Raw genomic sequence first — 26,866 nt, 5'->3', positions numbered from 1 at the left:
CGAGCAAGCCCGCTCCCACAGGGGGATCATCCGGGACACGAAGTCACGCCCCACTCAACCCCTTGATCAGCAAATCCACATTCCCTTCCAGCTCAACCACCGGGTCCTCGGCGTCGGTACTCAACACCACCAGCCGGCTCCCACCCTCGGCAATCGCCGCTTTCACCGCCTCCGACGGCTGGCGATGATGCAACACCACCGCCACGTCATTGTCCTTGAGGGTCGCACTCAGCGCCTTCAAGGCTTCAGGCGTCCAATCGGTGTCCGGTCGCGCATCCAGGCCCGCGAGTTCGAGATTGAGGCTGCCGACCAGATAGCCGAAATGGTCGCTGAGGCTCATCACACTGAGGTTGTCGGTACTGGCCAGGCGTGATTCGCTGCTGGCGCTGAGCTTGAGCAGCCGCTGTTTCAGCGCCGCCAGGTTGGCCTCGATCGCAGGCTTGGCCGCTGGCGCCAGGCGTACCAGGTCCGCCGCCATCACATCGGCCATGCGGCCCATGTTGTTGCTGGCCAGCCAGGGCTGGCTGCTCAAGCCATCGACCTGATTGCCCGGCTGCACGGCGATGCCGGGCAGGGCGCCGTCCACCGGGCGGGCGGCGTCGACCTCGACAATGCGGATATTGCTGCGCCGCGCAATCGGGTATAGCGGGTCATCGGCCCACAACGAACGCAGGCCGATGACCGCATCGGCCCCGGTCGCCAGTTTGGCCAGCGCCGGCGCACCACGTCCGGTGAAGTAAGCGGTCTGGCGGCTGCCGGGCAGGTTGGCCGGGGCCGCGCGTTCGAGGCGGATGTCGGTGCCTTTGAGCAACACCTCGCCCAGACCATAAGTGACCGGCAGCGATGCCAGCACGCGCAGCGGCTTGGCGTTGTCTGCCGCAAAGGATGTATTCACCAGCCCGCACAGGGTGATGGCCAGGGTCAGTTGTCGCAGAGAAAATGACATTTATCCAAGGTTCCCTTTCAGGCTGGGGACGACGCCGCGCGCGACGGCGGCCAGGGCAAAGGCAATACCGGCCACCAGGATGATCGCGGCGCCGGACGGGATCGGCAGGTCGAAGACGATAGGCGCGAGAATCCCGCACAAGGTGCTCACCGTGGCGATCAGCACCGAGCACCAGAAAAAGCCCTTCAGCGACTGGCTGAGCAAACGCGCCGCCGCCGCCGGGATCACCAGCAGGGCACCCACCAGAATCGCGCCGATGACTTTCACGGCGGCGACGGTGATCAGGGTCACCAGAATCACGAACAGGTAATCCAGGGTTTTTACCGCCACGCCGCGCACCGCTGCCAGTTGCGGGTTGAAACTGGCGAGCATGATGCGGTTGTACAGCGGCAAGGCCAGCGCCATGACCAGCGAACCGACGATGGCCAGCACCAGCAGGTCGTTGCCGTTGACCGTCAGCACCGAGCCGAACAACACGTTCTCCAGAATGTGCACGTTGATCTTGCCGGCCAGGATCAGCAGCAGGCTCGCGCCCAGGGCCAGGGACACCGAGAGGAACACGCCGATCAAGGTGTCTGGCGCCAGGCCGGTGCGGTTGCGCAGGTAGTTGAGCAGAATGCCGAACAGCAGGCAGTAACCGAACAGGCTGCCGTAAGGCCCGGTGTAGGGCTCGCCGAGCAGGATGCCGATGGCCACGCCGGTCAACGCCGCATGACCCACCGCTTCGGAGAAAAACGCGAAGCGCTTGACCACCACCAGCGTGCCCAGCCCGCCCAGCACCGGGCCGATCAACAGGCCAGCGAGCAGCGCGTTGACCACAAAGCCATAGGCCAGCGCCTCGGGCAGATAACCCGCCGAGGCCCAGCCCTGGACCATCAAGCGAAAGGCTTCGTAACTCATCAGGCAAGGCTCCGTGGATGGGTCGAAAACAGGGTCAGCAGGCGCTCGGGGGTCAGCGCCTGTTGTGGCGTGGCATCGAACAGCACCCGGCGATTGAGCCCGGTGACGTGATCGGCCAGGCGCCCGACCGCTTCCAGGTCGTGCTCGATCCACAGCACGGTAATGCCCGAGGCACGCCAGTCACCGAGCAGGCGTTCGAACACCTGGATGCCGGCCTCATCGAGGGCCGACATCGGCTCATCCAGCACCAGCAATTGCGGCGCCGGAATCAGCCCCTGCGCCAGCAACACCCGCTGGCGCTCGCCACCGGACAGCGCGCCCATGCGGCGCTTGCGCTTGTCCTGCATGCCGACCCGCTCCAGCGCCTCGCCAATCGCCGCCGCGTAGTGCTTGCTCAAGCCGAGGAATGCCGGGCGTCGCTGGCACATGGCTGCCATGAAATCATCGACCGTCATCGGCAGGCCGCGATCGAATTCCAGCGCCTGCGGCACGTAGCCGATGGTGCCCGGCGTACCCGGCCATTGCAGGCTCAGGCGGCCCTGGTGCGGCATCTGTCCGAGCAGGGTCTTGATCAGCGAGCTCTTGCCGCCGCCGTTGGGGCCGACCAGCGCATGCACGCTGCCGGGGCGGACCTGGAAGGTGACGTTGTCGAGGATCGTGGTGCGTCCCAGGGTCAGGCAGACCTTCGCAAATTCAAGGGTTGGCCCCGAGAACTGTGGGAGCGGGCTTGCTCGCGAATGCGTTGCGTCATTCAACGATGATGGCGACTGACTGGACGCTTTCGCGAGCAAGCCCGCTCCCACAGGCAAATCTGCTTCTCTTGAGGTCATGCCCCCGACTCCTGGATCGCCCGCACCACGGTGTTGAGGTTGCCGGTCATTTCCTTTTCGTATTTATCGGCGGTGTATTCGCCGTAGGAAATGTGCGACAGCGGATACAGCTTGACCCCGGACTCGCGCTGGATGGTGTCGACGTAGGTGGACGGGAAGTCCATCTCCGAGAAGATTACCTTCACGTCCAGTTCACGCAGCTGGTCGATGGTTTTTTTCAGCTGGCTCGGGCTCGGCTCGATGCCGTGGGCCGGTTCGACCACGGCCGTCACTTCCAGGCCGAACTCACGCAGCAGGTAGTCGTAGGCCGCGTGCACCGTGGCCACGCGCAGCTCGGCGTTCGGTGCCTGGGTCAGTTTGGCCAGGGCGTCGGCGCGCATCTTGCGCAGGCGTTTGCCGTAGGCACGGGCGTTCTCGGTGTAGGCCTTGGCATTGGCCGGATCGAGCTTGCCCAGCTCCCGGGCGATGTTGTTGACCTGGGCAATCGAGGCACTGATCGACAGGAAGGTGTGCGGGTTGACCACCTTGCCGGCGCCGCGAGCGGCCACCCCGGTGGCGGCCAGCAGCGGCACGTTTTCGTTGGCCTCGATGACCTTGACGTCCGGGGTTTCGCTGGCGGCGATCATGCGGTCGGCGAAGTCGTCATGACCGACGCCGTTGAGCACGATCACATCCAGCCCGCTGATGCGCTTGATGTCCTCGGCCCGTGGCTCGTAGGCGTGAGGGTTGAAGCCCGCCGGAATCAGCGGCACCACCTCGGCCTTGTCACCGACGATGTTGGCCACGTAGCTGTAATAAGGGTGCAGGGTGATGCCGATGCGCAGGCGCTTGGCCTCGTCGGCACTGGCCAGGGGTGTCAGCAGGCAGGCCAGCAGGCCGACCAGCATAGGGCGCAGAACAGAGCGTAGAGATGAAATGGGCATGGGAAAGCGGTCTTCTCTCGGGTGAAGGCGAGGGTTCAGTGCCGGTGCTGGCGGGTCACGCCGGCATCGAATTGCGCGACGATCTGCTGCCAGCCGGCGCTTTCGAGGGCGACATCGGTGAGATCGGCCGGGGCCTTGAGCGCTTCGGCGCGGTTCAGCCAGATGTCCGGCGCCTCGTCGTCCGCGGTCAGGCGCATCAAGAACGACCCCGCCACGGTGGGCGCCTGGCTCTGTCCGAAATACGCCTTGTCCACCAGCAACTGCCAGGCATGACCACCCCGACTCACCGAGCTGGCGTCCTGGGCGAAGGGCGCGAACCCCTCATCGGCGAGGGATTCAGGCGTCGGCAGGGTGTGATGCTCCTGACGCAACAGATGGATTTCATCCAGCGTCACCCGCAGGTCGGCGTAGATGCCCTGCTCGGCAGCGCTCAGGTCGCGGCGGGCATCCAGTTGATGGCTGGTGAGGTGGGTTACGTCCTGCGGTTCGTGACGCCAGGCAACCACCGAGCCGGCGATCGACAGGATCATCAGGCACAACAGCAACACATTGAGGGTTTCATGGCCGGCACCGGCCGGGCGGACGACTTGTGTGGTTGGATGGCTCATGGCGCTTCGATGTCCGCCTGGTCGATCTCGACGACGTGGCCGGGGCCGGCGTCAAACAGCACATAAAACTCGGCGCCGGGCTTCTTGAAGGTCAGTGTCGAGTCGGCGCCGAGCTTGCCCGGCACGAGGATGGTTTCGTCGTAGCCGATCACATCCAGCGTCACCCCCGGCGCGCCGCTGCCGTCGGAGAAGCCACCGGTGCATTTGATCTGCTCGGCATCGATGGCCTTGCATTCGCACATCGGGTTATGGGCCAGGGCGCTGGCGCTGAAACCGGCGCAGAGCACCAGCAATGCGGCGCTCAGCGGGCGAGTCAGGTTGATCATGGTTTGCCTCCTTGAGTGGACAGCCAGGCGAGGGTGGCGGGGGAGGCCTGGCTCAAAGGAATGGAGGCCTGATGCATGGAGCCATCCCAGCCTTCCATGGTGATCCACAGTTCAGCGTCGGCCTTGGTTTTTTCCGGGACCGGCAACATGGCGCCCATGCGGTACGGCGTGCCGAAGAAAATCACCCCGGCGGCGCGCAGGCTGCGGGGTTTGCCGATGCGCAGGTAAGTGGCCTTGACCTGTTCGCGGCAGCTGTCACACAGCGCCGCGTTGAAGCTTTTCATATAGCCGGCGGGGCCATCGAGCCGCGGTGCTTCGTTGCGCAATTCAGCCAGGCGCACACTCCAGGGGCCGACCCGAACCTCGCCAACCTCCCGTTCGCCCAACCCGGTATCACCCCGAAACAGTGCGGCGTCGGCGAAGTACTTGGGCATGAAGCCCAGCGGCACCAGCAACAGCAGAACATTGATGTGGAAACGCCATTTGTGCCAGAAACGGCTCAGTTTCGAGGGCGTTGCTTGAGTGGCGACCTGGCTCATTGGCTGACCTCCGACGCTTCAACTCGCGGTGCTGTCTGGCCTCGGGGCGCTTTTTGGCTGCGCTTGAACGCGTTGGCCGTGGCCAGGGCGGTGCGCTTGGTCCAGATCAACAGGCCACTGAGGACCATCATGCTCAGCAGCAGGCCGAAGAAGAACCAGATCAACTTGATCCAGAGCCCGCCGAAATCACCGGTGTGCAGCGGGCGCATGGATTCGGTCACGAACTCCAGGCCCGAGCGGTCCGACAACAGGCGCGTGGCGGCGATTTCGCCGGTGTAGGGGTTGATGTCGGCGGTCTGGTACATCAACGGATACCAGCTGCGCCCCCCGACCGACAGGTAGCTGTAGGCGTTGGCGGGCAGGCTGACAAAGCTTTCGTCGAGGCCGGAAATGCGTTCCTTGGCCCGTTGGATCGCGGCGTCCAGGCTGATCATCGGTGCCGGCGAGCCGTCGGCGGTGAGCGGTACGCTTTCCCGGGGGACCACGGCAGCCACCGGGGCGGTGGAGATGGAAATCTGGTTATCGAACATGAACGCTTCGATCAGGAACCAGGTGCTGGTCACGGAAATCACCGCAATGAACCAGATCGACCAGATGCCGCTCAGCCGGTGGAAATCGCCCCAGAAAATCCGCGCGCCGTGACGGATGCGCAGGGTCGGGCGCAAGAAGCCTTTCCAGAAACGCTTGTACACCACCAGCCCGGTCACTAGCGATGCCAGCAGCGGCAGGCTGAGGAACGACACCAGGTACCAGCCCCAGCTGTAGCCATTGGTGAACGGTACCAGCCACCAGCCATGCAGGGCGCGGGTGAATGCCTGGAAATTGAACTGCGGCGCCGGGCCCTGGATCTCGCCGGTGTACGGGTTGACGTACACCACCACCGAACGACCGTCGGGGTAGCTGACATTCACATCGAGGGCAAAGTGCGACTCGTCGGGACGATTGATGCCCTCGACCAGTGTGTCGGGTTCTGCCTTTTTGATCGCGGCGACGATCTGGTCGTAGTTGAGGCGTGGTGCATCGTCCGAGGGCTGGCTGGCGCGCATTTGCGGGTTGGCCAGCCAGACGATTTCCTGGCTGACCACTGCCAGCGTGCCGGTTACGCAGACGATCAGGACGAAAAACCAGATCGGCAGCGCCAGCCAGCTATGGACCAGAAACCAGAGTTTGGAGCGGGATTTCTTCGACATGATCAAGGGTCTTTTCGATGGGAAGGCCTCTGCTACGGGCTTCGCAGCGTTGAGGTCAATGAATGTCCGGTCGTGGCTTTTGCCGACGCGACAGGACTGCATCTATATAGGACGGATGAGCATCGGAAATCCCGAAGCGGGATATGAAAGAAAATGTTTCGTGTTCCGTGAAAGCGGATTTTTGCCAAGGCATGGCGAGCCCCCACGGGCTACTGATAGCCGGCGGAGGAAGCGGATTCAACCGGTGACGGGGAACTTCAGCGCAGGAAATCCAGCACTTCGGCGAGCAGCAGCCCGGGGGCTTCTTCGGCGATGTAATGGCCGGCGGGCAATGCCTTGCCACGCACGTCGGTGGCCACCTGCTGCCATTCCTTGAGCGGCTCGAAGCAGCGCCCGACCGTGCCTTCGGCGCCCCACAGCACCAGCAATGGCAGATTCAGTTGATGACCGGCGTCGATGTCGGCGCGGTCATGCTCCAGATCGAGGCTGGCGCTGGCGCGGTAATCCTCGCAGATGCCCCGGGCGGCGCCCGGCAGTTTCAGGCAGCGCAGGTATTCAGCAAAGGCCTCGGGGGTAAAGGGTTTGAGCCCGGCGCTGCGGCTGCCCATCACGCTGCGCAGGTAGGCTTCGGGGTCGGCTTCAATCAGGGTTTCCGGCAAGGGCGCCGGGCGGATCAGGAAGAACCAGTGCCAGTACGCGCGGGCAAAGGCTTCGTTGGTCTGCGCGTACATCGACAGGGTGGGCGCGATGTCGAGCAGCACCATGCGCTGCACGGCCTCCGGATGGTCCAGCGCCAGGCGATGGGCAACCCGGGCGCCCCGGTCATGGGCCAGCACCGAGAAACGCTCGAAACCGAGGGACTGCATCAGTTCGACGTTATCCCTGGCCATTTCGCGCTTGGCATAGTGGCTGTGCCGGTCATCGGCGGGTGGCTTGCTGCTGTCGCCATAACCGCGCAGGTCCGCGGCGACCACGGTGAAGTGTTCGGCCAGTTGTTCGGCAACCTTGTGCCAGATGACATGGGTCTGCGGGTGACCGTGCAGCAACAGCAGGCCCGGGCCGCTGCCGCCGATACGGCAGGCGATGTCCACACCGTTGACGTGGCGCTGGTCTTTCAGGAATCCGGCAAACATGGAGGTCTCCTTGTTGTGGGTGTGTGCATCCTGAAAGGGGTGGGCGGTGAGGGCAAGCCACAGGGTGTGGTGTGATTGTTCACGAACTGTGTTCAAGGAGGCAGGTGGTGCCTTTTCAGGCCCCTTCGCGAGCAAGCCCGCTCCCACATTGGAACTCGTACGCCTGTGGGAGCGGGCTTGCTCGCGAAGAGGCCCTGACATTCACTCAAGATCTCAACCCTGCTGAAACATCTCCCTGGCCCGCTGCTCGATCTGCTCCTGGGTCAGGTCTTCCTTGCGCGTGGCCAAAAACCACAAATGGCCATAGGGGTCTTTCAGTGTCCCGGAACGGTCGCCATAAAACTGATCCTTGACCTGCGACACCACGATGCCGCCTGCGGCAATCGCCTGTTGATAAGACCTGTCGACATCGGTCACATACAAATGCAGGCCCACCGACGGCGATTGGTCCGGATTGCTCAACGGCCCTTGATCGCAGGGGGTGCCGAGCATGATCGGGCAGTCGCCGATGCGCAGTTCGGCGTGGCCGATACCGCCATCGGGCATGGACAGGCGCATGACTTCGATGGCACCGAAGGCTTTTTTGTAGAACTCGATGGCTTCGGCGGCTTTGGCAATGCCCAGGTACGGGGTGATGCTGTGGTAACCCTCTGGAATAGGTTTGACGCTCATGATCGGTCTCCCTGATTTTGTTGTGAGTTGAAGATCGCCCTCCAGCCGAATGATTGTAGGAGCTGCCGGAGGCTGCGATCTTTAGATTTTGATCTTCAACATTTGGCAAGTTCACAAAAGATCGCAGCCTGCGGCAGCTCCTACAGGGGGGATCAGCCAGTGTTCAGCCATCAACAGTGAAGCAACAGATTGCTCGGCTTTCTCATCCAGAACCCGGCATTTTCCGCCCGATTCACCCGAAAACAGGGGCTCGGGCCGTCAGGCACAGAAGCTGCAAGACCAGCGATAAACACGCTATCGAGAGTCCTGTATGTCCCAGTCTGCCGTCTATCCGATCAACCCACCGGCCGCCCATCGCATCGCCGACGAAGCCGAAGCCCTGCGTGTCGCGGAGCACGTGGCCGCCGTCCTGCTGGAACAGGACGCCGAGCGCGACCGCACCCGCCAGGTACCCGCAGAGATCGTCGACCTGTATTCCAACAGCGGTCTGTGGGGCATCACCGTGCCGAAGGCATTCGGCGGCGCGCAGGTGTCCTATGCGGTGCTGGCGCAGGTCATCGCGATCATCTCGGCGGCGGATCCGTCCCTGGGGCAGATCCCGCAAAACCACTACTGCCTGCTGGAAGACATCCGCCTGCAAGGCACGCCGCAACAGCAAGCGCATTTCTTCGCGCTGGCGCTGCAAGGCCACCGGTTTGCCAATGCCTTGTCGGAAACCGGTGGCAAAAACGTGCAGGACATTCAGGCGACCCTCCGTCCATACGGCGACGGTTACGTGATCAACGGACGCAAGGGTTATTGCACCGGTTCGCTCTACGCCCACTGGCTGGCGGTGCTGGCGCTGGATGAAGAACAAAAAGGCCAACTGGCTTTTGTCGAGCGCGGTACACAAGGCCTGGTGGTGGTCGACGACTGGGACAGCATCGGGCAGCGCACCACCTCCAGCGGCACCGTGCTGGCCGAAGACCTGCACGTCCCGGCCTTCAACCTGTTCCCGACGTATCGCTCCTATGAAAATCCGACCCTGGCCGGCCCGTTCGCCCAGTTGACCACTGCCGCCATCGACGCCGGCATCGCCCGCGCGGCGCTGCGCGACACCGTTGCATTCGTCCGGCAATTCGCAAGGCCATGGATCGACGCGGGTGTGGACAACGCCAGCGAAGACCCGCTGACCATCATTCAGGTCGGTGGCCTGGAGATTCGCCTGGAAGCGGCCGAAGCCCTGCTCGAACGGGCCGGCCTCGCCCTGGATGCGGCGCGTCCGGCACCCGATGAAGACAACGTGGCCCGCGCGTCCCTGGCCGTGGCCAAGGCCAAGGTGCTGACCACTGAAATTGCCATCGAAGCGACCAACAAACTGTTCGAACTCGGCGGCACCCGCTCGACCCTGAAGAAGCACAACTTCGACCGTCACTGGCGCAACGCCCGGGTGCATACCCTGCACGACCCGGTGCGCTGGAAGTACCACGTGGTCGGCAACTGGCTGCTCAACGGCGTGAAACCGCCGCGCCACGACTGGTCGTGATCATGGCTGAATGGTTCAAGAACATTTACTGGGCCGACATCGGCCAGGCCTGCCTCGACACCCTGAGCATGCTCGGCGCGGCCCTCGGTTTCACCGTGCTGCTGGGGTTGCCGCTGGGGGTGTTGTTGTTCCTCACCGGCAAGCGCCAGTTGCATGAAGCGGTCGGGGTCTATCGGGTGTTGTCGGTGATCGTCAACATGCTGCGTTCGCTGCCGTTCATCATTTTGCTGATCGTGCTGATTCCCCTGACCACCGTGCTGGTCGGCACTTCGCTGGGCGTGCCGGGAACCATTCCGCCGCTGGTGGTGGGCTGCACGCCGTTCTTCGCGCGGCTGGTGGAAACCGCCTTGCGCGAAGTCGATCGCGGCGTCGTGGAGGCGACCCAGGCCATGGGTGCCAACACCTGGCAAATCATCCGCTACACCTTGCTGCCCGAAGCCCGGGGGGGACTGTTGGCGGCGGTCACGGTGACCGCGATCGTGCTGGTCGATTACACGGCGATGGCCGGGGTGATCGGTGGCGGCGGCCTGGGGGATCTGGCGATCCGCTACGGCTATCAACGATTCCAGACCGACGTGATGGTGGTCACGGTGGTGCTGTTGCTGGTCCTGGTCCAGGCCCTGCAAATGAGCGGTGACCGACTGGTGGCGCGTTACAGCCATCGATAACGATTCGATTCAATCATCCAAAAAAACACGGCCCCACGTCCGCCCCACGACGGCCACTTGAAATCTGCCTAGGAGCACAGCATGAAAAAGACCCTGGCCGTTCTGGCTGCCTTGATTTCGTTGAGCGTTCACGCCAACGAAAAACTCACCGTGGGCGCCACCCCGGTGCCGCACGCGGAAATCCTCGAATTCGTCAAACCGGCCCTGGCCAAGGAAGGCGTGGACCTGGACATCAAGGTCTTCACCGATTTCATCCAGCCCAACCAGCAGTTGGCCTTGAAGAACCTCGACGCCAACTATTACCAGTACCGGCCATTCCTCGATGACTACAACAAGACCCGCCACACCGACCTGGTGCCGGTGGTCGGCGTGCACATCGAGCCGTTTGGCGCTTATTCGACCAAAATCAAGAACATCTCCGAACTCAAGGACGGCGCCACCGTTTCGATCCCCAACGACCCGGTGAACACCGGTCGCGCGCTGGTGCTGCTGCACGAAGCCGGGCTGATCAAGCTCAAGGATCCGAGCAACACCCTGGCGACCCAACGGGACATCGCCGAAAACCCGAAACACTTGAAAATCCGCGAACTGGAAGGCGCGTTGCTGGCGCGCTCGGTGAGCCAGGTGGACCTGGCGTTCGTCTTTGCCAACTACGCGCTGGAAGCCGGGATCGACACCAACAGTGCGTTGATCGTCGAGAAAGGCAAGAGCCTGTACATCGAGTTCCTCGTCGCCCGGCCGGACAACATCAACGACCCTGGCCTGCAGAAGCTGGCCAAGGCGCTGAATTCCGATGATGTGCGCCAGTTCATCCTGACGCGCTACAAAGGGCAGATTGCGCCGGGGTTCTAAATCTTCGCCGACTGACATACCGCTTTCGCGAGCAAGCCCGCTCCCACAGTTGCCCGCACAAACGCGGTCAACTGTGGGAGCGGGCTTGCTCGCGAAGGGCTCAACTGAATTTCGGATCAGATCCCGACGCCAGCAGCTGCGCCCCCGGCCCCTGGTCCCCCAGCACATCGCCAAAATTGCGCAACGGACACGCCTCCATCGACAAACACCCGCAGCCAATGCAGCCATTGAGTTTGTCGCGCAACAGCGTCAGCTGATGGATCCGCTCGTCCAGGTCCCGGCTCCACTGCGCCGACAACAGCTGCCAGTCCGCCGCCGTCGGTGCGCGGTTGTCCGGCAGGGCTTTGAGCGCCTCGCCAATTTCCGCCAGAGGAATGCCCAGCCGCTGGGCCACCTTGATCAACGCCACCCGCCGCAACACTTCCCGTGGATAACGCCGCTGGTTGCCCTGATTGCGATTGCTTCTGATCAACCCTTTGGACTCATAGAAGTGCAGCGCCGTGACCGCCACGCCGCTGCGTGCCGCCAATTGGCCGACGGTGAGTTCCTTATGCAGGTTTTCCGAAGTGATCATCTGAAAATTGCCCCTTGACCTCTAGTTAAGTCGAGGTTTTAACCTGCACGCCTTCGGATCGCAAGATCCGTCTTACAGGTAGTGGGGACTATTCATGCAAGCGCCAGAGAAAAATCGCAGCTTCACCCAGTTGATCGAATTCGAGATCGAACCCCATCAGCAGCCGGCACTGGTCTCGGCACTGTCGCAGCAGACCGAGCGCCTGGCCCAGCATTACAGTGGCTTTCTGAGTGCCAGCATCCAGGCCAGCGATGACGGTCGGCGGGTGCTCAATTACCTGCAATGGCAAACCCGGGAGGCCGGGGAAGCCGCGTTTCACAGTTTTGAAAGCGGCGAACAGGATTTCTGGCAACTGATCCGCGCCCATCAGGCGAAAACCGTGACCTTTGGCTCCTACCAGGTGCTGCACAGCCTGGAGCGCAGCCATGATCACGCGTTGCACTGCAATCTGGTGGCTTAAATCGACAACTGCATCAAGCGTTCGCCCTGGACGTTTTCCGTGGGCCGGCGCTTGTTCACCGCCAGTTCGCCGATCTTGATCAGGCGCGTGCGGGTCACATTGCGGCTCAGGCCCAGCAGGGCAGCGGTGTGCACCTGGTTGTAGTGGCTGAAGCGATAAGCCGCCCGCAGCAAGGCGTCTTCGACTTTCTCGTGCAATGCACCGGCCTGTTCCTCGAAGAGCTTCTGGAAGGCGCGATTCAATAGCGCTTCGGCGGAGTCGTCGACCTGAGAATGGTGATCGTCCGGACGCTCGATGCGCATGTTCGACAGGCGCAAGTCGTCGCGCTCGATTACGCCGTTGCGGCAGATCAACAGCGTGTGGTGAATGACGTTTTCCAGTTCGCGGATGTTGCCCGGCCAGCTGTAGCTGCGCAGTTTCAGTTCGGCTTCTTTGCTGATGGTGATGCTGCCATAGCCCAGACGCTGGCTGTAGGCATCGATGAAATGACGGGTCAGCGGCAGGATGTCACCGGGGCGCTCGCGCAGCGGGCTCAGTTCCAGGCTGACCACGTCGAGCCGGTAGTACAGGTCTTCGCGGAAATGCCCGGCGTTGATGGCCTTTTCCAGTTGTACGTTGGTCGCCGCCAGCACCCGCACGTTGATGGGAATGCTCTTGCGCGAACCCAGGCGCACCACTTCGCGCTCTTGCAGCACCCGCAGCAACTTGACTTGGATCGCCATCGGCAGATCGCCGATTTCATCGAGGAACAGCGTGCCGCCATCGGCCTCTTCGAACCAGCCGGCCTTGGCGCTCAATGCTCCGGTAAACGCGCCTTTCTCATGACCGAACAGCTCGGCCTCGACCAGGGATTCGGAAAACGCGCCGCAGTTCACCGCCACGAACGGCCGGTTGCGCCGGGCGCTGAGGTTGTGGATATGGCGCGCCACCAGCTCTTTGCCGGTGCCGGTTTCGCCAATGATCAGCACGCTGGCTTCACTCGGCGCGACCTGTTGCAAATGCGCAAGCAGGGCCTGGGATTTGGGGTCTTCGAACACCTGGGCCGTGGCACGGATCGACGTGGCCAGCGCGGGCGAGGGCGGTAAGGTCAGCAGTTGCATGGGGCACGCTCCCTGTAGGGCAGGCTATGAATAGAAAGTCGGAATCGGCAGGGCCTGGTTCAGCGCCCAGTCACCCAGCTCCTGGAGTTTGTAATCCACCGGGTCATGCAGGGTCTGGGTGCGCAGGTTGCGCCAGTGGCGGTCCAGGCGCAGCGAAGCGTGGGTCGAGCGCGCGCCGGTCACTTCGAACAGGCGGCTGCACAGCTCCAGGCCATTGCGGGTCGCGGCGACCTTGGCCGTGGCGATGGCGGTGGCCAGGTGGCCGCGCTCCTCGGCGCTGAGGTCAGGGCCCTTTGCCCAGGCCTTGTCGAGCAATTCGGCGGCACGTTCCACCAGCAAGCGGACGCCTTCCAGGGCCACCCAGAAATCACCGTAGTGGCCAAGCACATAAGGGTCCTGATGCACTTCCCGAGCGGTGGATTTGTGCCACGGCCGGGTCTCGGTCAGCGTGTATTGCCGTGCTTCCTCGAAGGCGCCTTCGGCGATGCCGAGGAACATGTGGGTGAACGTGAGCTGGGCGATCAGCGGGCGCAGGCAGGCGAGCGGCGTGCTCAACGGACCCGGGTCCAGCAGCAGTTCCGATTCTTCGACGCGTACCCGTTCGAACGTGGCGCTGCCGCTGTCGGTCTGGCGCTGGCCCATGTTGTTCCAGTCGTTGTGCAAGGTGATGCCGCTGCGGCCGGTCGGAATCGCGGCGATCAACAGTTTTCCGCCCGCGCTTTCATCCACTGCCGAGGCAATCAGCATTTCCGAATCGCTGGCGCCGGAGCAGAAACTCTTCTTGCCGGAAAACTCACGCCAGCCACCGAGGTTCTTCACCACGGTGCGGGTGTCCAGCGGGTTGAGGGCATTGCCCCAGAACCAGTTCTTGCGCGCGGTCTGTTCGAACCAGGGCTGCCATTGCTCGGGCCGGGCGAACAGGCGCACGGTGGCGAGCATCAGGTGATGGAAGCCGAACACGTGGGCAATCGAACTGTCGACCTTGGCGAATTCGCGCACGACGGTCAGGGTGTCGCTCCAGTTCGCGCCGAGGCCGCCGAACTTGGTGGGAATGCTTAACGCCAGCAGACCGCTGTGGCGCAGGGCGTCACGTTCGGCCTTGGGCGTGCCGCCACGCTCGTCGCGTTCGACGGCGGTCAAGGCAAACCCGGCGGCCAGCTGGCGGGCGGTTTGCAACGGGGAGATCAGGGCGCTGTGCGGCTTGGCAGTCACGCGGGTTTCCTTCTTGTTGTGGACCCTGTAGGCGCTGCCGAAGGCTGCGATCTTTTGATTGAAAGAATCAGGATCAAAAGATCGCAGCCTTCAGCAGCTCCTACAGGACAGGGCGACATCAGGCTTTGGTCTGAGCCGGGAGCACATCATTAGCAATCATTTCGCCAAACGGCCCGGTGAGGTTGGTGGTGCCACGGCCGGCAAGACTGGCGTACGGCTCGGGCAGCAGCGGGAACACCAGTTCGGCAAAGCGATACGCCTCTTCGAGATGCGGATATCCGGAAAAGATAAAACTCTCGATCCCAAGGTCTGCGTACTCCTTGATCCGCGCCGCCACTTGCTGCGGGTCGCCGACCAGTGCGGTCCCGGCACCGCCACGCACCAGGCCGACGCCGGCCCACAGGTTGGGCGCGATCTCCAGGTTGTCGCGACGCCCGTCATGCAGGGCGGCCATGCGCCGCTGCCCTTCGGAATCGAAGCGCGAGAAGGATTTCTGCGCGGCGGCGATGGTGTCGTCGCTGATGTGTTCGATCAGTTTGTCCGCGGCTCTCCACGCTTCTTCGGCGGTCTCGCGAACGATCACGTGCAGGCGAATCCCGAACTTCACCGTGCGCCCGTGACGCGCGGCGCGCTCGCGAACATCGGCCAGTTTTTGCGCCACGGCGGCCGGTGGTTCACCCCAGGTCAGGTAGACATCCACTTGCTCGGCGGCCAGGTCATGGGCGGCATCGGATGAACCGCCGAAGTACAGCGGCGGATAGGGTTTCTGCACCGGTGGATACAGCGCCTTGGCGTTCTGCACCCGCAGGTGCTTGCCTTCGAAATCCACGGATTCGCCCTGCAACACCCGGCGCCAGATCTTCAGGAACTCGTCGGTGACTTCGTAGCGTTCGCTGTGATCGAGGAAGCTGCCGTCGCCGCGGTTTTCATCGGGATCGCCGCCGGTCACGACGTTGATCAGCAAGCGGCCGTTGGACAGTCGGTCCAGGGTGGCCGCCATGCGCGCCGAGACGGTGGGCGAAATGATCCCGGGACGGATCGCCACCAGATAGCGCAAGCGTTCGGTCAACGGCACCAGCGCCGAAGCGATGACCCACGAATCCTCGCAGGAACGCCCGGTGGGAATCAGTACGCCGTGATACCCCAGGCTGTCGGCCGCCTGGGCCACTTGTTTCAGATAGTTGAGGGTGACCGGGCGTGCGCCCTGCGTGGTGCCCAGGTAATGACCGTCGCCGTGGGTGGGCAGGAACCAGAAAACATCCATGAAGAAGTCCTTAAGCGATTTTCAGCAGATTGTTTTGGTATGCACCGAACAACGGCGCGGCGCGTTCTGCAGCCAGTTGAATGCGGGCCTTGAGCAGTTCACTGGTTATTTGATAATTGGAAAAATCGGCTTCGGTGGCGTACACGCCAATTGGCAACGTCAGCGCCTGGAAGAAACTGAACAGCGGTCGCAGCTGATGATCGAGCACCAGCGCATGACGCTCGCTGCCACCGGTGGCGGCCAGCAGCACCGGGGTATTGATCAGTGCGTTCAGATCGATCAGGTCGAACAGGTGCTTGAGCAGGCCAGGATAGGAACCGCGAAAAACCGGCGCGGCGACAATCAACAGGTCGGCTCTTTCAATCGCTTGCAGTTCGGCTTCGATCTCTGCACTGACTTCCTGGCGGGACAACGCGGCGCCCAATGGTCGGGCGATGTCAGCCAGTTCGATCAGCTTGCTCTCGATCGGCAGTTGTTCACCCAGTTGTGCCAACAGCGCCTGGGTGAGCACCAGGGTGCGGGACGGACGCCAGGTGCCGCCGGAAACGGCAACGACTTTCAATGGACGCGACATGATCAGTTCCTTTTTAAACAGTTGCTGGAGGAGCAGTGAGTCATCACTGGGCTTATCCCCCTTGAGCAAGAGCTGTACCAATCCCTCAAGCCCTTGTATTTCGGGGCTTGCAGCGCGCCGACCGGCTCGCGATGTTGATGTTTCAGGGCTTATTGTTGAATGGCTGTTGCGTGGCAAACAGTTGCGTGAGCAACAGTTCGTCAGCGAATGGAGTTGTTATAGAGCTTTCTTTTTATTCCGTAAAAGAAGTTAAATTAATATTTATAGATTTTTGTGGAATATGAGGGGGTGATTGGAAAGCCGATTAGGAAAACTCGATAGCGACTATCGAGAGCGTTGATTTCTGCCCGCGTGAAGGCGCGAGTAGCCTGTGTTCATTGCCCCGAACCCAGATGCCAGGACGCTCGACATGAAAACCCTGATCACTACTTTCCTGCTGTTGACCCTTTCCGTTCTGGCCGGCTGTGCCAGCCATGTTTCCCCGGAGTTGCGGCCCTACACCGCTGAAGAAACCCGGGAGCTGGCGCTGGAGGCATTGAATCGCCGCGGTTTGTCCTTTGACGAATACCACGCGAAAAAAGCCGAATTGCTCGGCGAGCCGCAGAAGGCCTTCGGCTTCGACAAGCAGGGTGAGATGAACGCCGAGCGAGCTGTACAGCTGCACGGTCGTCCAAGCTGAGCCGAAACTGTACTGCTCGAACTTTCACCCAACTGTCCATGGGTTTGCGCCGGGGTGTGCGATAGGGTCAATACCTGACCGACCCTGATGGACTGCCACTCATGACACTCTCCCTCGATCTGCTGCTGGGCTTTGCCCTGTTTGCCCTCGTCACCTCGATCACGCCCGGCCCGAACAACACGATGCTGCTGGCATCCGGCGTGAACTTCGGGTTCAGCCGGACCATCCCCCATATGCTTGGCATTACCTGCGGCTTCTTCGTGCTGGTGGTGGCGGTCGGCTTTGGCCTGGGCGCGGTGTTCCAGACTTACCCGGTGCTCTATACCGTGCTGCGCTACGTCGGCGCGGCGTACTTGCTGTACCTGGCGTGGAAAATCGCCCATTCCGGGCCGGTATCGGACAGTGAGAAGGGCGAGGGCAAACCGATCAGCTATCTGGGGGCTGCCGCGTTCCAGTGGGTCAATCCCAAGGCGTGGATCATGGCCATCGGCGCCATCAGCACTTACACGCCGATGCAGGGCTACTTCACCAATGTCATCGTGATTGCGGCGGTGTTCGCGATCATCAACCTGCCGAGCGTCGGCGTCTGGGCCGCGTGTGGCACGCTGTTGCGCAACGTGCTGAAAGACCGCCGCTGGTTGCGTCTGTTCAACTGGGGCATGGCCGCGCTGCTGGTCGCGTCGCTGTATCCGATACTGCTCGAAAGCTTTAGCTGACGCATTGCTTCAACCGGTTGCCCGATGCCTGTTAAGCTCGCTTTTCAGGAGCGTTCCTACGCACTTTTAATGAAGTTGGACTTCTTTAACGGCATCCGATCAGGTATTGGTAACGTTCTGAAAACATCAGGCGCGGCTCACGAGGCTGCGCCTTGCCGTTTGCAGTCACGAGCCTCCTGATCCCGGAACACGCTCTGCGAGTCTTTTATGAATAAACGTCCGTTGTATTTCGACTACGCCGCCACCACGCCGGTGGATGAGCGGGTCATCAAGGTGATGGTTGAGTGTCTGGGTTTTAGCGGTAATTTCGGCAACCCGGCCTCCAGCTCCCACACCTTCGGCCAACAGGCCCGGCAGTCGGTCGAGCAGGCCCGGCGCCAGGTCGCCGAACTGGTGGGTGCCACGCCCGAACAGATTGTCTGGACCTCTGGCGCCACCGAATCCAACAACCTCGCCCTCAAGGGCGTTGCCCAGGCGCGCGGCGTTGCCGGCGGCCACTTCATCACCAGCCAGATCGAACACAAGGCCATCCTCGACACGGCAAGGCAGTTGCAGGATGCCGGCGTCGCGGTGACGTACCTGGTGCCGGACGCCGATGGGCTGATCACCCCGCAAGCGGTCAGTGACGCCATGCGCGAGGACACCTTCCTGGTGTCGCTGATGCTGGTCAACAACGAGTTGGGCACGGTCAACGACATCCCGGCCATCGGCCAGGCGGTACGAAATCGCGGTGCGCTGTTCCACGTCGATGCGGCCCAGGGCGCGGGTAAAGTGGCGATCGACCTGGCCGGGTGGCCGGTCGACCTGATGTCGTTTTCGGCGCACAAGCTCTATGGCCCCAAGGGCATCGGCGCGTTGTATGTCGGCCCGCGGGCGCAACAGCGGCTGCTGGCGCAGATCCACGGCGGCGGGCACGAGGGCGGTTTGCGTTCCGGCACCCTGGCGACTCATCAGATCGTCGCCATGGGCGAGGCGTTTGCGCTGGCGGCGGCTTCGTTCGATGAAGAAAAAGCCGTGATCGTGGGGCTGCGTGAGCGCCTGCTCGATCATCTGCTTAACATCCCGGGCGTGCGCCTCAATGGCAGCGCGAGCCAGCGCATCCCGCATACCCTGAGCCTGACTTTCAGTGAAGGTGAGTTCAATTCGACGGCATTGCTCGCCTCGATTGCGTTTTCCGCGACCTCGGCCTGCAATTCCGCGAGCAATGCGCCATCCCACGTGCTGCTGGCGCTGGGGCATGACGCCCGTTCGGCGAGTCGCACCATTCGCTTGAGCCTTGGGCGTTTCACCACCGAGCAGGACGTCGATGAAGCGGCACACCTGATTAAAGCCGCCTGCGCCAGTGCTCCGGCATTCTGGCAATAGGGCACAAAGCGCCGACACCGATCGGCACTACACAACAATGATGAGTGGTTAGCAGGAGTTACGATGAGTACGCAGTCTTCGATCAATGGATCGGTGCCCCAGCGCCTGGCGCAAACCCGCGAGCTGATGAGCCGGGAGGGCATTCACGCGCTTCTGGTGCCGTCGGCCGACCCGCACCTGTCCGAATACCTGCCGGGCTACTGGCAAGGGCGTCAGTGGTTGTCCGGTTTCCACGGTTCGGTCGGCACCCTGATCGTGACCCCGGATTTTGCCGGTGTCTGGGCCGATAGCCGTTATTGGGAGCAGGCGACCAAGGAACTCAAGGGCAGCGGCATCGAGCTGGTCAAGCTGCAGCCGGGGCAACCGAGTCCTCTGGACTGGCTCGCCGAGCAAACCCCTGAAGGCGGCGTAGTCGCGGTCGATGGCGCGGTGATGGCCGTGGCCTCGGCGCGCACGTTGGGCAGCAAGCTCGAAGAGCGCGGCGCCCGCCTGCGCACCGACATCGATCTGCTGAACGAAGTCTGGAGTGATCGCCCGATTCTGCCGAACGAGCCGATCTATCAGCACTTGCCACCGCAAGCCACCGTCAGCCGCGGCGAAAAACTCGCCACGCTGCGCGAAACCTTGCAGGCGAAGGGTGCCGACTGGCATTTCATCGCCACCCTCGATGACATCGCCTGGCTGTTCAACCTGCGTGGCTGCGACGTCTCGTTCAACCCGGTGTTCGTATCGTTCGCCCTGATCAGCCAGCAGCAGGCAACCCTGTTCGTCGCGCTGAGCAAGGTCGATGCGCAGCTGCGTGCGGTCCTTGAGCAGGACGGCGTGACCCTGCGTGACTACAGTGAAGTGGCGGCCGCCCTGGGTGAAGTGCCGAACGGCGCGAGCCTGCTGGTCGATCCGGCACGCGTGACCGCCGGCCTGCTGGGCAACCTGAACAGCGGCGTGCAGCTGATCGAGGGTCTGAACCCGACCACCCTGGCCAAGTCGCAGAAAAGCCTGGCCGATGCCGGGCACATCCGTCAGGCCATGGAGCAGGACGGCGCGGCACTGTGTGAGTTTTTCACCTGGCTCGACTCGGCACTGGGCCGTGAGCGCATCACCGAACTGACCATCGACGAAAAACTCACCGCCGCGCGCGAGCGTCGTCCGGGTTACGTGTCCTTGAGCTTCAACACCATCGCGGCGTTCAACGCCAACGGCGCCATGCCCCACTACCACGCCACCGAAGAAGAGCATGCGGTGATCGAGGGTGACGGCCTGTTGCTGATCGACTCCGGTGGCCAGTACCTGGGCGGCACGACCGACATCACACGGATGGTGCCGGTCGGAACGCCGACGGCCGAGCAGAAGCGCGATTGCACCCGCGTGCTCAAAGGCGTGATTGCCTTGTCCCGCGCGCAATTCCCCAAGGGCATTCTGTCGCCGTTGCTCGACGCCATCGCCCGCGCGCCGATCTGGGCCGAAAGCGTCGACTACGGTCACGGCACCGGTCACGGCGTCGGCTACTTCCTCAATGTTCACGAAGGTCCGCAAGTCATCGCCTATCAAGCCGCGCCCGCACCGCAAACCGCGATGCAGCCGGGCATGATCACGTCCATCGAACCGGGCACTTATCGTCCGGGGCGTTGGGGTGTGCGTATCGAAAACCTGGCGATGAACCGTGAAGCAGGCAGCAGCGAGTTCGGCGAGTTCCTGAAATTCGAAACCCTGACCCTGTGCCCGATCGACACCCGTTGCCTGGAGCCGTCGCTGCTCAGCCAAGAGGAAAAGCAGTGGTTCAACGCTTATCACGCCGAAGTGCGCGAGCGTTTGAGTCCGTTGCTCGACGGTGCGGCCCTCGAGTGGTTGAACACCCGCACCGCGGCTATTTGACCGGCAGGAGTTCTGGCGCTGATTTCAGCGCCAGGCTCATGTAGTCGACAAAGGCGTTGACCCTGGCGGACTGGCGACGGTTCGCCGGGAACACGGCATGAATCGGCAGCGATTGTGCGGTGTACTCCGGCAAAATCGCGATCACTCTCCCGGCTTTCAGGTCTTCGCTGAACAGCCACACTGGCGACAGTGCAATCCCCAATCCACCCAGCACCATCTCGCGAATCGCTTCGGAGTTGTTGCTTTGCGCATTGCCCTTTATCCGTACTGCGTAGCGCTGGGCATCCTTCTCGTACACCCATAGATTCTGGCTGGTCAGCAGATTGAACAGCAGGCAGTTGTGCGCGCCGAGTTCTTCGGGCGTTTGTGGCTGGCCGTGTTGTGCAAGGTATTGCGGCGCCGCGACGGTGATCCGGTGGGTCGTGCCGACAGGGCGGGCGATCAGGCCGCTGTCGTTCAACGCGCCGATCCTGAACGTGACATCCAGGCCTTCGCTGACCAGGTCCTGATTCTGATCGTTCAGTTGCAGGTCAACCTGCACGCCGGGATGGCACAAGAGGAATGCCGGCAGGCGCGGGGCAATCTGCAAGCGCCCGAAGCTGACGGAGGAGCCGATCCTCAGGGGGCCGGCGATGGTTTCCCGGCCGGACTGGAAGCTGTGCTCGGCGGCGTCCACCGCAGCGAGGATTTGCCGGCACTCGCTGTAATACCGCTGACCTTCATCCGTCAGGGATAACTTGCGGGTGCTACGAGCGATCAGCCTTCCCCCCAGCTCGGATTCGAGCGCCCGCAGCACTTTACTGATGGTCGGCTGGCTGGTCTGCAATTCCCGGGCGACGGCGGAAAAACTGCCGCGCTCCACCACCCGGACAAAAATGGCCATTGCATTGAGTTTATCCACGGGCGTTTCTCATTCATGCCAAATGGGCATGTTCACTATAGCGACACGGTGTCTTATCGGCATGAGTGAGTGGGTGGAAGATCAGTCCTGCAAACTCATCTGACTGGAATTCGAGAAATGACTGATTCACGGCTTATGCGCGCACTGATTGTTGATTCGGCTAATGCACCGTTACGCCTGGCGTCCATTGAACGACCGATGCCCGGGTCGGGGCAGGTGTTGGTGAGGATCGCGGCCAGCGGGGTGAACCCGCTGGACGGGAAAATTCGCTCGGGCCAGGCCGCCCATGCGCGACAGGCATTGCCGGCGGTGTTGGGTATGGACTTGGCGGGGACCGTGGAAGTGTTGGGGGAGGGCGTGAATGACTGGTTACCGGGCGATGAGGTCTATGCCATGGCCACCGGGATTGGCGGGGTACAGGGTTCGTTGGCTGAGTACGCGGTGGTCGATGCGCGGTTGCTGGCGCCTAAGCCCGGCAATCTGAGCATGCGTGAAGCGGCAGGGTTGCCGTTGGTGCTGATAACGGCGTGGGAGGGGTTGGTCGACCGGGCGCGGGTGCAGCCGGGGCAAACAGTGTTGATACATGGCGCGGCGGGCGGTGTCGGTCATGTCGCGGTACAAATTGCCCGTGCGTTCGGTGCGCAGGTGTTTGCCACTGGCTCCGCGCGGCAGCAGGGAATCATCGAAGCATTGGGCGCAACCTTTATCGATTACCGAAAATCTGCGGTCGAGGCCTATGTGGCTGAGCACACGGGCGGGGAGGGCTTCGATATTGTCTACGACACGGTGGGTGGCGAAACCCTGGATGCCTCCTTCAAGGCGGTGCGCAGCTATCACGGTCACGTGGTGAGTTGCCTGGGTTGGGGTCAGCACAGTCTTGCGCCGCTTTCGTTTCGAGGCGCGACTTATTCGGGTGTATTCACCCTGCTGCCATTGCTGACGGGGCAGGGGCGCGAGCATCACGGGGATATATTGCGCGAGACGGCTAGCCTGATCGAGGCGGGCAAGCTCAAACCGATCCTCGATCCGCGCCGCTTCAACCTGCAAACAGCCGAGGCCGCCCATGCGCTGCTCCAGTCGGGAGCGGCACAAGGGCGGTTGGTCATCGAGATTTAACTCAGGGCTTCAAGGACGAAGTCCAGTCGGTCCTGGCCGAAGAACAGTTGGTCGCCGACAAACATGCTCGGAGCGCCGAATACACCCCGTTGCACGGCTTTCTCGGTGTTGTCCTTGAGCGTGGCCTTCACGTCCTCGTCGGCCGTCAGGGCTAGCACCTGCTCAGGATCAAAACCGTTCTGGGTCAGGACCGTGGCGACGGTGGCCGGCTCGTCGAGGCTGCGGCCGTCAACCCACAGCGCTTTGAACAGGCAATCGATGAACGCGGCAAAGCGTTCTGGATGGCGCAGCTGCATACCGGTGACGGCGCGCATCAGCATCAGGGTGTTGATCGGGAAGTGCGGATTGAATTTCAGCGGCACGCCATAGCGCCTGGCATATCGGTCGAGGTCCTGAAACATGTAGCGACCCTTGGCCGGAATGGTCGCCGGCGAGGCGTTGCCGGTGGCTTTGAACACGCCGCCGAGCAGGATTGGGATGTAGATCAACTGGCTGTCGGTTTGCTCACAGAGTTTGGGCAGCTGGGTGTACGCCAGGTAGGTGGCGGGACTGCCCAGATCAAAAAAGAATTCCACGGTTTTGCTCATGGTCGATGCGCTCTGCTTATTGTTGTAGGGGAAGGTTTACCAGCGTTCGCTCCAGGGACGCAGGTCCAGTTCGAAAGTCCAGGCATCGCGGGGCTGGCTGTGCAGGTACCAGTAATTCTCGGCAATGTGTTCAGGGTTGAGAATGCCGTCCTGGTCCTTGGTCGCGTATTTTTCAGGGAAGTTGTCGCGAATGAAATCGGTATCGATCGCGCCGTCGACGATGACGTGGGCGACGTGAATGTTCATCGGCCCGAGTTCACGGGCCATGCTTTGTGCCAGCGCCCGGATCCCGTGCTTGGCGCCGGCGAACGCGGCAAAACCGGCGGCACCGCGCATGCCGGCGGTGGCACCGGTGAACAGGACGGTCCCCCGTTGTCGCTTGGCCATGCGCCTGGCCACTTCACGGGCATTGAGAAACCCTGAGAAGCAGGCCATTTCCCAAATCTTGAAATACTTGCGGGCGGTTTCTTCCAGAATGCTGCACGGCACGTTGGCACCGATGTTGAACACGAACGCTTCGATAGGGCCGATCTCGTTTTCGATTTGCTCGACCAGTGCCACCACGTCTTCTTCCTTGCGCGCATCGCAGGCGAAACCATGGGCCTCACCGCCAGTGGCCTTGATGGTATCCACCAGCGGCTGGAGCTTGTCCGCGCTGCGGCGGGTGACGCAGGCGACAAATCCTTCCTGTGCAAAACGCTTGGCAATAGCGCCACCCGTAGCGTCACCCGCGCCGACAACCAGTACGACCTTCTTGTTATTCATGGGTAGATCCCTTTGGTAAACGATCGTTAACTAAACGAACGTTATGCTACGATTCGAGCAACGTCAAGGCGATCAACTCTGAGGGAAGGACAATGCGTTACTCGGCCAATCACAAGCTGGAAACCCGGGACAAGTTGCTGCAAAGCAGCGCGGTGTCTGCCAAGAAGTCCGGTTTCTCCACGGTGGGTGTCGATGGCTTGATGAAAGCGATCGGCTTGAGCGGGGGGGCGTTCTACAGTCATTTTTCGTCGAAAGACGAACTGTTCGCTTCAATCGTCGAGCATGAGTTGCGCCAGAGTCTGGAGCGCCTGGGCGCCGATCAGGATCGCGACAAGCTTGAGCGCTGCTTGAAGCACTACCTCAGCATGTCCCATGTCGAGCATCCGGAAACCGGCTGCGCGTTACCCGCATTGGGTGCCGAGATTGCCCGTTCCGATGTGCGGGTTCGACAGCAGGCCGAGCACTGGATTTGTCAGCTTCAGGAGAGTTGGGCGCAGCTACTGGGGAGCGACAGCCTGGCCTGGGCCATTCTGTCGCAATGTATCGGCGCGCTGGTGGTTGCGCGCATGCTCGCCACTGCGGACCTTCAGCGTACAGTGCTGAAATCCAGTCACGATGAAATCGGTCGTCAGATCGCAGGCCAGAGGCACTGACAAGGGTCTGTCGATTTACTTGCAGATGACGATCATGCTGCGGCTGGTATAGCCCGCAGGGTTGAGGCCAAATGGATAATCACCCGGCTCCTCCACGGCATCCCCGGATTTGGCGATGACCTTGTATCCCTTGGGCGCGCACGAATTGGCCGCACTGGCGTAGCACTTGTCCCAAGAAGATGACAGCCCTGAACAGTTGATGTGCAGCCCTTTCTTGCCGTGTTTGGTCTGGGTTTTCGATGTCGCCGCACAGCCCGCAATTGCAAGTACGGCGATCAGTATCAAAATTCGTTTCATTGCTGTCCTTAGTGCATTTCCGGATCTGACGCCCGGTCTGGCAGTATTCGCTTTCGCATGAAGCGTTCTGATGTCCCTGTCCTGAAAAATCCATGCCTGACACTGGGTTGCGGAACTAAACATGGCCTAAACGAGCGGTAAATACCAGTGCCTCGTCAAATCTCGCGCTAATCCGCCGCAATGGCGGGCTTGGCGGCGCTGCCCATGGTCATGGTCGCGCCGACGGAAGCCAGAATGATGCACAAGATAGCCATCCACTGTGACAGGGAGAGGTATTCATGAAGGAACAGCAAACCTGAAAGAGCACCGAAGGCCGGTTCAATGCTCATTAATGTACCGAACGTCCTGGCAGGCATGCGCGTGAGGGCGACCATCTCCAGGGTATAGGGGAGGGCAGTGGACAGGATGGCAACACCGATGGCTATCGGGATCAGTGACGGCGTCAGCAGCGCAGCACCCGCATGAACAATGCCGATGGGGGCTACGAACAGCGCCGCAATCATCACACCCAGCGCAGCAGTCTGCACGCCATTGTCCGCGCCAGCCTTCTGACCGAAAAGGATATACAGCGCCCAGCAGACGCCAGCGCCCAAAGCGTAACCGGCGCCCAGCAGATCGATGCTTGCGCTCGTCGCCCCTGTGGGTATCAGCAGGAGCAGGCCGACTGCCGCAAGGGCGATCCACAGAAAGTCGATTGCCCGTCGTGAAGCGTAAATGGCCACCGCCAGGGGGCCGGTGAACTCCAGTGCCACCGCGATACCCAGGGGGACCGTGTGCAAGGACATATAGAAGAGGAAGTTCATGCCACCCAGCGCCATGCCGTAGACGATGACGGTGCGCAGGGATTTGGATGTGAGTTTCGCTCGCCATGGGCGCAGTAGGAGCAGCATGATCACGCTGGCAAAGACCAGACGCAGGGTGGTGGTCCCCTGAGCGCCGATGACCGGGAACATGCTCTTGGCAAGGGAGGCGCCGGACTGGATCGATGCCATGGCTATTAATAGCAGGCCGACCGAAAACAGGGTCGAGGCAAGGCTGCGAGGCTGATCATTCATTGAGAGGCATCGTCCGAAGTAAGGAGCTTGGGTGTTGTGCTTGATATTGGGCAATATACTGCGCAATCGAGGCGAGCGCGTCTATATATCAGGGCGAATTTGTTGTCGTTGATAGATAATCCAAATCAATGCTTGACGGCAGATTTCAGATGTCTATAATTCGCCCCACTTCCGGCGCAGTCCAAACGGAAAACTCCTTGGTAAACAATGAGTTACGAAGGTTTCGACAGCAAGTTGCTTCAGGTCACCGAAGCCGAAAGGGAGTTGAAAAAGAGGTGTTGACAGCAGCGTGTAACGCTGTAGAATTCGCCTCCCGCTGACGAGAGATCGAAAGCGCAAGTGGTTGAAGTTACAAAGGAAACTTTGAAAACTTCTGAAAATAACCACTTGACAGCAAATGAGGCTGCTGTAGAATGCGCGCCTCGGTTGAGACGAACATCTTAACCAACCGCTCTTTAACAACTGAATCAAGCAATTCGTGTGGGTGCTTGTGGTATCAGACTGCTAGTCAACAGATTATCAGCATCACAAGTTACTCCGCGAGAAATCAAAGATGTAACCAAC

30 protein-coding genes are annotated in these 26,866 nt (G+C 61.7%); 10 read left to right on the top strand and 20 right to left on the bottom strand.

The features are described from left to right. Positions 1-43: 43 nt before the first annotated feature. The 10 genes from F8N66_RS23830 to F8N66_RS23785 all read right to left on the bottom strand — a co-directional run bounded on the left by F8N66_RS23830 (position 44) and on the right by F8N66_RS23785 (position 8,067). The gene (locus tag F8N66_RS23830; protein ID WP_150772506.1) at positions 44-946 is read right to left on the bottom strand and encodes a metal ABC transporter substrate-binding protein; all 903 of its coding nucleotides are present in this window, start codon (positions 944-946) and stop codon (positions 44-46) included. After that, a complete protein-coding gene (locus tag F8N66_RS23825) occupies positions 947-1,846 on the bottom strand; it encodes a metal ABC transporter permease (RefSeq protein ID WP_150772505.1) in 900 nt (299 codons plus the stop codon). It lies immediately after the preceding gene. Further along, complete coding sequence (locus F8N66_RS23820; RefSeq protein ID WP_150772504.1) at positions 1,846-2,676, bottom strand: metal ABC transporter ATP-binding protein; 831 nt, start codon at positions 2,674-2,676, stop codon at positions 1,846-1,848. The genes F8N66_RS23825 and F8N66_RS23820 overlap by 1 nt, the downstream gene beginning before the upstream one ends. After that, a complete protein-coding gene (locus tag F8N66_RS23815; RefSeq protein ID WP_150772503.1) occupies positions 2,673-3,599 on the bottom strand; it encodes a metal ABC transporter substrate-binding protein in 927 nt (308 codons plus the stop codon). The genes F8N66_RS23820 and F8N66_RS23815 overlap by 4 nt, the downstream gene beginning before the upstream one ends. A gap of 35 nt (positions 3,600-3,634) precedes the next feature. Further along, on the bottom strand, positions 3,635-4,207 hold the full coding sequence (locus F8N66_RS23810) for a DUF6162 family protein (protein ID WP_150772502.1): 573 nt from the start codon (positions 4,205-4,207) through the stop codon (positions 3,635-3,637). Beyond that, positions 4,204-4,533, bottom strand: coding sequence for a hypothetical protein (locus F8N66_RS23805; RefSeq protein ID WP_150772501.1), 330 nt, complete (start codon positions 4,531-4,533; stop codon positions 4,204-4,206). The genes F8N66_RS23810 and F8N66_RS23805 overlap by 4 nt, the downstream gene beginning before the upstream one ends. Further along, on the bottom strand, positions 4,530-5,072 hold the full coding sequence (locus tag F8N66_RS23800) for a thiamine pyrophosphate-binding protein (protein ID WP_150772500.1): 543 nt from the start codon (positions 5,070-5,072) through the stop codon (positions 4,530-4,532). The genes F8N66_RS23805 and F8N66_RS23800 overlap by 4 nt, the downstream gene beginning before the upstream one ends. Further along, positions 5,069-6,262, bottom strand: a complete 1,194-nt coding sequence (locus F8N66_RS23795; RefSeq protein ID WP_150772499.1) for a PepSY-associated TM helix domain-containing protein — start codon at positions 6,260-6,262, stop codon at positions 5,069-5,071. Before F8N66_RS23795 ends, F8N66_RS23800 begins: the two co-directional genes overlap by 4 nt. 257 nt (positions 6,263-6,519) lie before the next feature. Beyond that, positions 6,520-7,395, bottom strand: a complete 876-nt coding sequence (locus F8N66_RS23790; protein ID WP_150772498.1) for an alpha/beta fold hydrolase — start codon at positions 7,393-7,395, stop codon at positions 6,520-6,522. Between the two features lie 213 nt (positions 7,396-7,608). After that, complete coding sequence (locus F8N66_RS23785; protein ID WP_150772497.1) at positions 7,609-8,067, bottom strand: VOC family protein; 459 nt, start codon at positions 8,065-8,067, stop codon at positions 7,609-7,611. Positions 8,068-8,377: 310 nt separating this feature from the next. Here F8N66_RS23785 and F8N66_RS23780 point away from each other — a divergent pair, with 310 nt between their 5' ends. The 3 genes from F8N66_RS23780 to F8N66_RS23770 all read left to right on the top strand — a co-directional run bounded on the left by F8N66_RS23780 (position 8,378) and on the right by F8N66_RS23770 (position 11,112). Next, entirely contained in the window at positions 8,378-9,592 is a 1,215-nt protein-coding gene (locus F8N66_RS23780) for an SfnB family sulfur acquisition oxidoreductase (RefSeq protein WP_150772496.1), read from the top strand. A 2-nt stretch (positions 9,593-9,594) separates the two neighbouring features. Continuing rightward, positions 9,595-10,260, top strand: a complete 666-nt coding sequence (locus F8N66_RS23775; protein ID WP_150772495.1) for a methionine ABC transporter permease — start codon at positions 9,595-9,597, stop codon at positions 10,258-10,260. An 81-nt stretch (positions 10,261-10,341) separates the two neighbouring features. Next, complete coding sequence (locus tag F8N66_RS23770; protein ID WP_150772494.1) at positions 10,342-11,112, top strand: MetQ/NlpA family ABC transporter substrate-binding protein; 771 nt, start codon at positions 10,342-10,344, stop codon at positions 11,110-11,112. Between the two features lie 100 nt (positions 11,113-11,212). On the opposite strand, the gene soxR is transcribed toward F8N66_RS23770, so the two are convergent. After that, positions 11,213-11,686, bottom strand: a complete 474-nt coding sequence (gene soxR, locus F8N66_RS23765; RefSeq protein WP_150772493.1) for a redox-sensitive transcriptional activator SoxR — start codon at positions 11,684-11,686, stop codon at positions 11,213-11,215. Positions 11,687-11,780: 94 nt separating this feature from the next. On the opposite strand from soxR, the gene F8N66_RS23760 reads away from it, so the two are divergent. Next, the gene (locus F8N66_RS23760; RefSeq protein ID WP_150772492.1) at positions 11,781-12,146 is read left to right on the top strand and encodes an antibiotic biosynthesis monooxygenase; all 366 of its coding nucleotides are present in this window, start codon (positions 11,781-11,783) and stop codon (positions 12,144-12,146) included. Here F8N66_RS23760 and F8N66_RS23755 read toward each other — a convergent pair. From F8N66_RS23755 to msuE, 4 genes are all read right to left on the bottom strand, one after another. After that, positions 12,143-13,246: a sigma-54 interaction domain-containing protein gene (locus tag F8N66_RS23755; RefSeq protein ID WP_150772491.1), complete on the bottom strand. Its 1,104-nt coding sequence runs from the start codon at positions 13,244-13,246 to the stop codon at positions 12,143-12,145. The two genes, F8N66_RS23760 and F8N66_RS23755, sit on opposite strands and share 4 nt — an antisense overlap. 24 nt (positions 13,247-13,270) lie before the next feature. Beyond that, positions 13,271-14,458 carry an acyl-CoA dehydrogenase family protein gene (locus F8N66_RS23750; protein WP_150772490.1) on the bottom strand — a complete coding sequence of 396 codons (1,188 nt, stop codon included), beginning with the start codon at positions 14,456-14,458 and terminating at the stop codon, positions 13,271-13,273. Between the two features lie 118 nt (positions 14,459-14,576). After that, on the bottom strand, positions 14,577-15,722 hold the full coding sequence (gene ssuD, locus F8N66_RS23745; RefSeq protein ID WP_150772489.1) for an FMNH2-dependent alkanesulfonate monooxygenase: 1,146 nt from the start codon (positions 15,720-15,722) through the stop codon (positions 14,577-14,579). Positions 15,723-15,732: 10 nt separating this feature from the next. Further along, positions 15,733-16,296, bottom strand: a complete 564-nt coding sequence (gene msuE, locus F8N66_RS23740; protein ID WP_150772488.1) for an FMN reductase — start codon at positions 16,294-16,296, stop codon at positions 15,733-15,735. A 409-nt stretch (positions 16,297-16,705) separates the two neighbouring features. Between msuE and F8N66_RS23735 the strand changes: the two genes are divergently transcribed. The 4 genes from F8N66_RS23735 (at position 16,706) to F8N66_RS23720 (ending at position 20,928) form a co-directional block, all read left to right on the top strand. Then, complete coding sequence (locus F8N66_RS23735; RefSeq protein WP_150772487.1) at positions 16,706-16,975, top strand: hypothetical protein; 270 nt, start codon at positions 16,706-16,708, stop codon at positions 16,973-16,975. A gap of 101 nt (positions 16,976-17,076) precedes the next feature. Further along, positions 17,077-17,691: a LysE family translocator gene (locus F8N66_RS23730; protein ID WP_150772486.1), complete on the top strand. Its 615-nt coding sequence runs from the start codon at positions 17,077-17,079 to the stop codon at positions 17,689-17,691. 207 nt (positions 17,692-17,898) lie between these two features. Next, positions 17,899-19,056 (top strand): aminotransferase class V-fold PLP-dependent enzyme, encoded by a 1,158-nt coding sequence (locus tag F8N66_RS23725; RefSeq protein ID WP_150772485.1) that lies wholly within the window; start codon positions 17,899-17,901, stop codon positions 19,054-19,056. A gap of 63 nt (positions 19,057-19,119) precedes the next feature. After that, entirely contained in the window at positions 19,120-20,928 is a 1,809-nt protein-coding gene (locus F8N66_RS23720; RefSeq protein WP_150772484.1) for an aminopeptidase P family protein, read from the top strand. Here the strand turns inward: F8N66_RS23720 and F8N66_RS23715 are convergent. Further along, positions 20,921-21,829 carry a LysR family transcriptional regulator gene (locus tag F8N66_RS23715; protein ID WP_150772483.1) on the bottom strand — a complete coding sequence of 303 codons (909 nt, stop codon included), beginning with the start codon at positions 21,827-21,829 and terminating at the stop codon, positions 20,921-20,923. The genes F8N66_RS23720 and F8N66_RS23715 overlap by 8 nt on opposite strands. Before the next feature lie 117 nt (positions 21,830-21,946). Between F8N66_RS23715 and F8N66_RS23710 the strand changes: the two genes are divergently transcribed. Next, complete coding sequence (locus F8N66_RS23710) at positions 21,947-22,945, top strand: zinc-dependent alcohol dehydrogenase family protein (protein WP_150772482.1); 999 nt, start codon at positions 21,947-21,949, stop codon at positions 22,943-22,945. On the opposite strand, the gene F8N66_RS23705 is transcribed toward F8N66_RS23710, so the two are convergent. Continuing rightward, on the bottom strand, positions 22,942-23,532 hold the full coding sequence (locus tag F8N66_RS23705; RefSeq protein WP_150772481.1) for a 2-hydroxychromene-2-carboxylate isomerase: 591 nt from the start codon (positions 23,530-23,532) through the stop codon (positions 22,942-22,944). The genes F8N66_RS23710 and F8N66_RS23705 overlap by 4 nt on opposite strands. 36 nt (positions 23,533-23,568) lie before the next feature. Further along, positions 23,569-24,297, bottom strand: coding sequence for an SDR family oxidoreductase (locus F8N66_RS23700; protein ID WP_150772480.1), 729 nt, complete (start codon positions 24,295-24,297; stop codon positions 23,569-23,571). Positions 24,298-24,389: 92 nt separating this feature from the next. On the opposite strand from F8N66_RS23700, the gene F8N66_RS23695 reads away from it, so the two are divergent. Further along, positions 24,390-24,950: a TetR/AcrR family transcriptional regulator gene (locus F8N66_RS23695; protein WP_150772479.1), complete on the top strand. Its 561-nt coding sequence runs from the start codon at positions 24,390-24,392 to the stop codon at positions 24,948-24,950. Between the two features lie 15 nt (positions 24,951-24,965). Here F8N66_RS23695 and F8N66_RS23690 read toward each other — a convergent pair whose 3' ends face one another. Next, positions 24,966-25,247: a hypothetical protein gene (locus tag F8N66_RS23690; RefSeq protein WP_150772478.1), complete on the bottom strand. Its 282-nt coding sequence runs from the start codon at positions 25,245-25,247 to the stop codon at positions 24,966-24,968. 167 nt (positions 25,248-25,414) lie between these two features. Further along, positions 25,415-26,302: a threonine/homoserine exporter RhtA gene (gene rhtA / locus F8N66_RS23685; RefSeq protein WP_150772477.1), complete on the bottom strand. Its 888-nt coding sequence runs from the start codon at positions 26,300-26,302 to the stop codon at positions 25,415-25,417. Between the last annotated feature and the right edge of the window lie 564 nt (positions 26,303-26,866).

Source organism: Pseudomonas fluorescens (assembly GCF_902498195.1).
Classification (GTDB): Bacteria; Pseudomonadota; Gammaproteobacteria; order Pseudomonadales; family Pseudomonadaceae; genus Aquipseudomonas; species Aquipseudomonas fluorescens_BU.
This window is presented reverse-complemented; position numbering and strand designations above follow the sequence as displayed.